The sequence below is a fragment of the Micromonospora sp. NPDC052213 genome (genome assembly GCF_040679695.1).
Lineage (GTDB): Bacteria > Actinomycetota > Actinomycetes > Mycobacteriales > Micromonosporaceae > Micromonospora.
On sequence record NZ_JBFAVI010000193.1, the window covers coordinates 1 to 7,154 of the forward strand.

At 75.7% G+C, this 7,154-nt stretch carries 8 protein-coding genes; 3 read left to right on the forward strand and 5 right to left on the reverse strand.

Annotated elements, in window-relative coordinates; translation table 11 throughout:
- Window positions 1-45: 45 nt before the first annotated feature.
- Window positions 46-831, reverse strand: coding sequence for an LPXTG cell wall anchor domain-containing protein (locus AB0L34_RS29460; RefSeq protein WP_363708397.1), 786 nt, complete (start codon window positions 829-831; stop codon window positions 46-48).
- A gap of 393 nt (window positions 832-1,224) precedes the next feature.
- Window positions 1,225-2,184 carry a hypothetical protein gene (locus AB0L34_RS29465; protein ID WP_363708399.1) on the reverse strand — a complete coding sequence of 320 codons (960 nt, stop codon included), beginning with the start codon at window positions 2,182-2,184 and terminating at the stop codon, window positions 1,225-1,227.
- A gap of 126 nt (window positions 2,185-2,310) precedes the next feature.
- Here AB0L34_RS29465 and AB0L34_RS29470 point away from each other — a divergent pair, with 126 nt between their 5' ends.
- The gene (locus tag AB0L34_RS29470; protein WP_363708401.1) at window positions 2,311-2,835 is read left to right on the forward strand and encodes a DUF488 domain-containing protein; all 525 of its coding nucleotides are present in this window, start codon (window positions 2,311-2,313) and stop codon (window positions 2,833-2,835) included.
- Between the two features lie 75 nt (window positions 2,836-2,910).
- The gene (locus AB0L34_RS29475; RefSeq protein ID WP_363708402.1) at window positions 2,911-3,951 is read left to right on the forward strand and encodes a WD40 repeat domain-containing protein; all 1,041 of its coding nucleotides are present in this window, start codon (window positions 2,911-2,913) and stop codon (window positions 3,949-3,951) included.
- On the opposite strand, the gene AB0L34_RS29480 is transcribed toward AB0L34_RS29475, so the two are convergent.
- From AB0L34_RS29480 to bioB, 3 genes are read right to left on the reverse strand one after another with little or no spacing between them, the layout of a single operon-like run.
- Window positions 3,941-4,447: a GNAT family protein gene (locus tag AB0L34_RS29480; RefSeq protein ID WP_350711675.1), complete on the reverse strand. Its 507-nt coding sequence runs from the start codon at window positions 4,445-4,447 to the stop codon at window positions 3,941-3,943. The genes AB0L34_RS29475 and AB0L34_RS29480 overlap by 11 nt on opposite strands.
- A 4-nt stretch (window positions 4,448-4,451) precedes the next feature.
- Window positions 4,452-4,679, reverse strand: a complete 228-nt coding sequence (locus tag AB0L34_RS29485; protein WP_363708411.1) for a hypothetical protein — start codon at window positions 4,677-4,679, stop codon at window positions 4,452-4,454.
- A 37-nt stretch (window positions 4,680-4,716) separates the two neighbouring features.
- Window positions 4,717-5,712, reverse strand: coding sequence for a biotin synthase BioB (gene bioB / locus AB0L34_RS29490; RefSeq protein ID WP_350711677.1), 996 nt, complete (start codon window positions 5,710-5,712; stop codon window positions 4,717-4,719).
- 155 nt (window positions 5,713-5,867) lie between these two features.
- Here bioB and AB0L34_RS29495 point away from each other — a divergent pair, with 155 nt between their 5' ends.
- Entirely contained in the window at window positions 5,868-7,004 is a 1,137-nt protein-coding gene (locus tag AB0L34_RS29495; protein WP_363708405.1) for an 8-amino-7-oxononanoate synthase, read from the forward strand.
- Window positions 7,005-7,154 lie beyond the last annotated feature (150 nt).

Genomic DNA, 7,154 nt, shown 5'->3' on the forward strand with positions numbered 1-7,154 from the left:
GCCGCCGGACGAGGTGTCCGGCGGCCGGTCGGGTGCTGGGTGGGATCAGCTGGTGAAGGTGATGTTGTCGCGCCGGCGGCGCAGCATCAGCAGCGCGCCGCCGCCGATCAGGACGAGGCCGCCCAGCGCGATGCTGGTCGTCGCCACGCCGGTCAGCGGCAGGCCGCCCTCGTTCTCGTCGTCGTTGCCGCCACCGCTGCCGCCGGTGCTCTCCGACGGCGTGACGGAGCCCGACGGGGAGACCGACTCCGACGGCGAGACGGACCCGCTCGGGGAGGTGGACTCCGACGGGGACACCGACGTCGAGGGCGACACCGAGGTGGACGGCGACGGGGAGGTCGGCACCGACGGGCTGGGGGACGGCGACTGCGTCGGGGCGGTGCCGGCGCAGGTGTGGCTCAGGTTGAACTTGTCGGCCTCGCCGCTGATCGTGGCGGTGCCGTCGACCAGGGTCCATCCGGCCGGCGTGAACACGTAGGCGTGGATGACCCGGCCGCCCGCGGAGTAGAAGTAGTCGGGGTAGGCGTCGGAGGCGTCCGGCACCTTCACGGTCACCGGGCCGGTGCCGTTGTCGAAGGTCAGGGTGATGCTCTCGAAGCTCCCGGACTTCCCGCCGCCGGGAAGCACGAAGTGCCACCCGTCCTGGCCGGCCGCGAGGTCGTCGAAGCGCTCGTCGTCGCACTCCTGCTGGAAGGCGGCCGCCGTCGAGCCCTTGTGGTCCGGGTGGAGCGGGGCCGTGCTGCTGGCCCAGGCGGGGGTGGCGAGCGCGAGACAGGCCGTGGTGGCGACGGTGGAAACGGCAGCGCGCACCACGCGCCGACGGTGTGCCATGAGGACTCCTCTGGAGTTGATCGAGGGGACAGCACATGATCGCACAATGCGTGACGGTCGTGGACATCGGTCGATCGGCCTGAGCAGCGGCGACGTGGCAGGATAGAGCGGCTCGGCGTCGGGATTTCTCACTCTTCGCAGGCGTGTCGACGTAACGCGTTCGGCCCCGCCGACGCTCCCTCCCGGCGCCCGCGCCGGGACCGGTCCCTCCTGGCCGCCCGTCACGGCACCCACACCACCCCGGGCCCCGGCCCGCCGGGGCTCTCACACGACCCCACACCGCCCAGCCCGCAGCCCGCCGGGCTCTCACGGCACCCCGCCGTCCCCTGACGCTCGCCGGTCACGCGGATCTTGGACAGTACCCGTTCGCGAAGTGCGGGAACTGTCCAAGATTTACTTCGTGGGTCGCCAGCCGGCGGCGATGAGGGCACGGCGGAGGGACTCGGCGACCTCGTCGGGGCGGGCGCGGACCAGCCACGCCGGGAAGCGGAGAATGCGGTCCCCGGAGGTCCAGACGTCGTTCTGGCGCTTCATGTCGGCCGCCCAGTGCCGGACGTCCATGTGGTGCGCCCCGTCGATCTCCACGTGCAGCCCCCACTCCCGCCAGTACGCGTCGAGCCACCGGGTGCGCCCGGAGGCGTCGGCGCGCCGCTGCTGGAGACCGGGCGCGGGCAGGCCGTGGCGGCGGCAGAGCCGGACGAAGTCGAGCTCCGAGAGCGCCTCCGCGCCGCCGGAGATGTCGGCCACGGTCTGCCGGATCAAAGCCCGCCGACGGGCTCGGGGCAGCGCCTCCACCACGGCCGACAGTTCCTCCGGCGTGACCCGTCGCTGCTGACAGCCCGCCGCCAGCGTCGCCTGCGCCTGATCGACCGTACGGGCCCAGCCGGCCGCGTCCACCAGTGCCCGGGCGGTGCAGGTACGCGGCGGACGGGCGCGCTGGAGATGCGCCACCGGCAGCACCGACGTGCGGTGCACGACGACCGCCGGCATGTCGATCGGCAGCCGGCCCAGCACGGTGCGGCCCGCCCGCCGGTGCGCCGGCACGAGCACGTGCAGAGGATCAGGCCGCAGCCCGCGTACGCCCGCCTCGGCGGCAGCCGTCGCGCCGGCCAGCACGGCCCCGGGACCCGTGGCGAGCACGGCCACCCACAACTGCTGGTCCCGGGTCAGCCGGCCGTTGCCGGTGAGCAGGACGCCCCGGCAGATCGAGCGCCAGCGCCCGGAGCGGACGTGTCCGCGTACGGTGCCCTCGGTCAGCAGCCGGGTCGCCTGGGCGGTGGTGACGACGCCGGCCTGGTCGAACGCCAGCCAGTCGAGCGCGTCGGCCTCGTCGGCGGGAAGGATGGGCCACATCCGTCCCACCATCGCCCCCCTTCCGGCCCCGCGCCGCCGGATCCCCGACCGTCCGGCCCGCGGATCTTGGACAGCTTCCGTTTCCCGAGGACGGTAACTGTCCAGGATTCGGGGCATCCCCTCCACGTGGAACTGCTGACGGTGGGGCACGGGGCGGCGGACCGGACCCGGCTGGGCGAACTGCTCGCCGGCGCCGGGATCGCCCTCGTCGTGGACGTGCGGCGGTTCCCCGCGAGCCGCACCAACCCCGACGTCCGCCGGGAGGAGTTGGCGCGCTGGCTACCGGCGGCCGGGATCGACTACCGCTGGGAGCAGCGCCTCGGCGGGCGGCGGCACACCCCGGCCGGCACCGCCGAGCCGGACAGCTGGTGGACCGTCGCCGCCTTCCGGGCGTACGCGGCGTACACCCGTACCGCCGACTTCCGGGCGGCGCTGGACGCGGTGCTCGCCGACGCGGCGGCCCGGACCACGGCGGTGATGTGCAGCGAGAGCGTCTGGTGGCGTTGCCACCGGCGGCTGATCGCCGACGTGGCCGCGCTGGGGCGCGGCGTGCCGGCGGTCCACCTGATGCCCGACGGACGGCTCGCCCCGCACCGGCCCGCCGCCGGCGCCCGCCGGCTCGACGGCGGCGACCTCGTCTGGGACGGCTGAGAAACTGTCCCACCGGACCCAGGCCTGCGTGGCATCGACGGGATCGACCACGAGGGCAAGGTGGCGGTGCTCGGCATGGGCGGGAAGTACCGCATGCTGCTCTACGGCGGCGCCGAGCGCAGCGCCGGGATCGACGTGCTGCTCTCTCCGGACAGCCGGTACGTCGCGGACGGTTCCGCCGACGGGTGGATCCACGTCACCGACCTCACCACCGGCGACCGGCGGGCCTTCGCCGGCGGGGCGGACAGCACCTGCTGCACCACCCCGGTCGCCTGGGCCCCGGGCGGCGACGCCCTGCTCGTGCTGTACCACGCCGACGCCGACGCCGACGCCGACGGCGACGGGGTGCACCCCAGCCGGCTGCTCCTGCTGGACCTGGCCACCGGCGCCGCCCGCCGGTTGGGGGGCGAACTCGGCAACCGGTGGGACCTGCGTACCGGGTCGCTGGCCGCGTTCTCCCCGGACGGCACCCGGATCGCCGTCGACGCCGGCGGCGAGCTGACCATGCTGGACCGCTCCGGCGCGGTCGCCTGGTCCCGCGAGCTGGGGCCGGACGCGCGGCTCGCCGGGGTCGGCGCGTTCACCCCCGACGGCTCGGCGGTGGCCGTCTTCCGTCTCGACGGCTGCCGGAGCGGGTGCGACGCCGACCAGCGGGCCGCCCGCACGTGGCGGACCGGCTACGTCGACGCGGCGACCGGCCGGGACGGCAGCGGTCCCGCCCTGCCCCCGGCCGAAGGGCAGGCCCTGCGCGCGCTGGGCTGGCGCAACGGCCTCGCCCTGGTCGCGCTCAGGTACGTCCGGGAGCCCGGCGTGACCATGGGGGAGACCGACGACTGGGACGACACCGGCTACCGGGAGACCGGCCACGTCCAGCTCGTGTCGCTGCGCCCCGACGGGCGCGTCCAGGTGCTGCTCGACCCGCCCGACGGCGTGCGGGCGATGGACGTGGCGCGCCACCTGATGGAGGCAGGCCGGTTCGGCGCCACGGCCCCCGACCCGCGTCCGTTCCCGGCCCGGCCGCTCGTCCTGCTGCCGGCCGTGCTGGTGCTGCTGGCGGTCGGCGGGGTCGCCGGGGCGGTGCTGTGGTGGCGCCGGCGCCGGGCGGTCAGTCGGTGAGCTCGTCGGCGAGCAGGTCCATCAGCAGCCCGTCGTGCCAGCGGCCGTCCTCGCCGCGCTCGTAGCGGCGCAGCACGCCCACGGGACGGAAGCCGACCCTGGCGTAGCTGCGCACGGCCGGGGTGTTCGCCGCCGCCGGGTCGATGGTGAACCGGTGGTGCCCGTGCGCCTCGACCAGGTGCCGGACCAGGGTGCGGATCGCGTCCGGCCCGAGCCCCCGGCCGTGCACCGACGGGTCGAGGAAGACGTCCAGGCTGGCGTGCCGGTAGTCGGGGTCGTCCTCGGCGTACCACTGGATGGCGCCGACCACCCGGCCGTCGTGCTCGATCGCGTACACCGACAGGTCGTCGTCGGCCAGGTCGGCCCGCACGGCCGCGGCGAGGTCGTCGCCGCCGCGCCACCAGCGCCGGACCTGCGGGGTGGCGCGGATCGCGGCGAGCGCCGGCACGTCGGCCGCGGTGGCCGGACGCAGCGTGACCGCCTTGCCCCGCAGCATCCCCTCAGCCCCGGATCTCGCCGTGCTCGACGCAGACCGCCGCCCAGCCGACCGGCAGCACCTGCACCTTCATCCGGCGGCGGCAGCGCGCGCAGTACCGCGGTGGCTCCAACTCGCGCGCCGCCCGGCAGGCCGCGTGGGCACCGGCGTCGGCCGGCTCGCCGCACCGGTCGCACCACGGGCCGGCGGTCACCCCGCCGCCCGCCGCCGGCACCGCGTCGCCCGTCGTCACCGGGGCGCCCACCGCGTCGCTCGTCGTCACCGGGCGCTCACAGCGTCGCGGAGAGCGCCTTGACCGGCATCTTCAGGTCGTCGAGCAGCTCGAGATCCGCGGTCGCCGGCCGGCCCAGGGTGGTCAGGTAGTTGCCGACGATCACCGCGTTGATGCCGCCCAGCAGGCCGTCGCGCGTGCCCAGGTCACCGAGGGTGATCTCGCGGCCGCCCGCGTACCGCAGGATGGTGCGCGGCATCGCGAGCCGGAAGGCGGCGATGGCGCGCAGCGCGTCCTTGCCCTCCACCACCGGCCGGTCGCCGAGCGGGGTGCCGGGCCGGGGGTTGAGGAAGTTCAGCGGGACCTCGTGCGGGTCCAGCTCGGCGAGCTGCGCGGCGAACTCGGCCCGCTGCTCCACCGTCTCGCCGAGGCCGAGGATGCCGCCGCAGCAGACCTCCATGCCGGACTCGCGGACCATCCGCAGCGTCTCCCAGCGCTCCTCCCAGGAGTGCGTGGTGACCACGTTCGGGAAGTAGGAGCGGCAGGTCTCCAGGTTGTGGTTGTAGCGGTGCACGCCCATGTCGACCAGCTCGTCGACCTGCTCCTGGCTGAGCATGCCCAGGGACGCGGCCACCTGGATGTCGACCTCGGCCTTGATCGCGGCGACGCCCTCGCGCATCTGCTTCATCAGCCGGGCGTCCGGGCCGCGCACGGCGGCCACGATGCAGAACTCCGTCGCCCCGGTCGCGGCCGTCTGCCTGGCCGCCTCGACCAGCGACGGGATGTCCAGCCAGACCGAGCGCACCGGCGAGGTGAACAGGCCGGACTGCGAGCAGAAGTGGCAGTCCTCCGGGCAGCCGCCGGTCTTCAGCGAGACGATCCCCTCGACCTCCACCTCGGGGCCGCACCAGCGCATCCGCACCTCGTGGGCGAGCTGGAGCGCGGCGGGCAGGTGCTCGTCGGGCAGGTTCAGCACGGCGAGGACGCCGGCCTCGTCGAGACCGACGCCGTTCTCCAGCACCTGGGTTCGGGCCTGGTCGAGGATCTCTGGCATGGCTCGTACCCTACAAGGCCGCCCGGCCGGGAGAAACGGCCAGCGTGCCGGGCCGGCGGCGCCGGGGTGGACGCGCCGGGCCAGGTCCGGCGGGTGGTAATTTCGCCCGGCGGAAGCAGCCGACGACGAGCGGCCCGGGCGGCGTGGGGGTGACGGTGGCGGACTGGCTGGCGGCGCTCGACCGCCGCGCCGAGCTGCGCGCGAAGGCGGGGCTGACCCGCACGCTGCTGCCCCGGGCCGCCGGCGACGCCGTGGTCGACCTGGCCGGCAACGACTATCTCGGCCTGGCCACCCACCCCGAGGTCACCGCCGCGGCGGCGCGGGCGCTGTCCGCGTACGGGCTGGGGGCCACCGGGTCGCGGCTGGTGCGTGGCTCCACCGACGCCCACCACGCGCTCGAGGACGCCCTCGCCGACTGGCTCGGCACCGACCGGGCGCTGGTCTTCTCGTCCGGCTACCTGGCCAACCTCGGGGCGGTCCGGGCGCTCGTGCGACCGCGTACGCTCCTGGTCTCCGACGCCCACAACCACGCGTCGCTGATCGACGGCTGCCGGATCTCCGGCGCGGAGACCGTGGTGACGCCGCACGCCGACGTGGCGGCGGTGGCCGCCGCGCTCGCCGCCGCGCCGGGCCGGCCGGCGGTGGTCGTCACCGAGTCGGTCTTCTCCGTCGACGGCGACCTCGCCCCGCTGGCCCGGCTGCACGCCGTCGCCCGGAAGCACGGCGCGATACTGCTCGTCGACGACGCGCACGCGCTCGGGGTGACCGGCCCGGCGGGCGCCGGGGGCGTCGCCGCCGCCGGTCTCGCCGGCCAGCCCGACGTGGTGGTCACCGCGACCCTGTCCAAGGCGCTCGGCGGCGCGGGCGGCGTGGTCGCCGGGCCGGCCGCGCTCGTGCGGCACGTGGTCGAGACCGGGCGGACGTTCATCTTCGACACCGCGCTGCCCCCGGCGGTCGCCGCCGGCGTCCACGCCGCCGTCGGGCTGGCCCGCGCCGGCGACGACCTGCGCGCGGAGTTGGCCGAGCGGGCCGCCCTCGCGGTACGCCGGCTGACCGCCGCCGGCCTGGCCGTCTCCGATCCCGACGGCGCGGTCGTCTCGGTCACCGCGCCGGGGCCCGAGGCCGCGACCGCGTGGGCGGCCGACTGCCGCGACCGGGGGGTGGCCGTCGGCTGCTTCCGCCCGCCGTCCACCCCGGACAGCCGGTCCCGGCTGCGCCTCACCATCAGCGCGGGGGTGCCCCGGCGGGACTTCGAGCGGGCCCTGGAGGTCATCGTGGAGTGTGCACCGTGAGCGCGAGGAGTGAGCCGGTGTTGCGAGCCCCGCAGTCGCGAACTGAGGTGGCGCTCGTGAGCGCGAGGAGTGAGCCGGTGTTGCGAGCCCCGCAGTCGCGAACTGAGGTGGCGCTCGTGAGCGCGAGGAGTGAGCCGGTGTTGCGAGCCC

Coding starts and splice junctions, on each gene's coding strand:
- AB0L34_RS29460 (WP_363708397.1), bottom strand. CDS start 831: ATGGCACACCGTCGGCGCGTGGTGCGCGCTGCCGTTTCCACCGTCGCC.
- AB0L34_RS29465 (WP_363708399.1), bottom strand. CDS start 2,184: ATGTGGCCCATCCTTCCCGCCGACGAGGCCGACGCGCTCGACTGGCTG.
- AB0L34_RS29475 (WP_363708402.1), top strand. CDS start 2,911: ATGGGCGGGAAGTACCGCATGCTGCTCTACGGCGGCGCCGAGCGCAGC.
- AB0L34_RS29480 (WP_350711675.1), bottom strand. CDS start 4,447: ATGCTGCGGGGCAAGGCGGTCACGCTGCGTCCGGCCACCGCGGCCGAC.
- bioB (WP_350711677.1), bottom strand. CDS start 5,712: ATGCCAGAGATCCTCGACCAGGCCCGAACCCAGGTGCTGGAGAACGGC.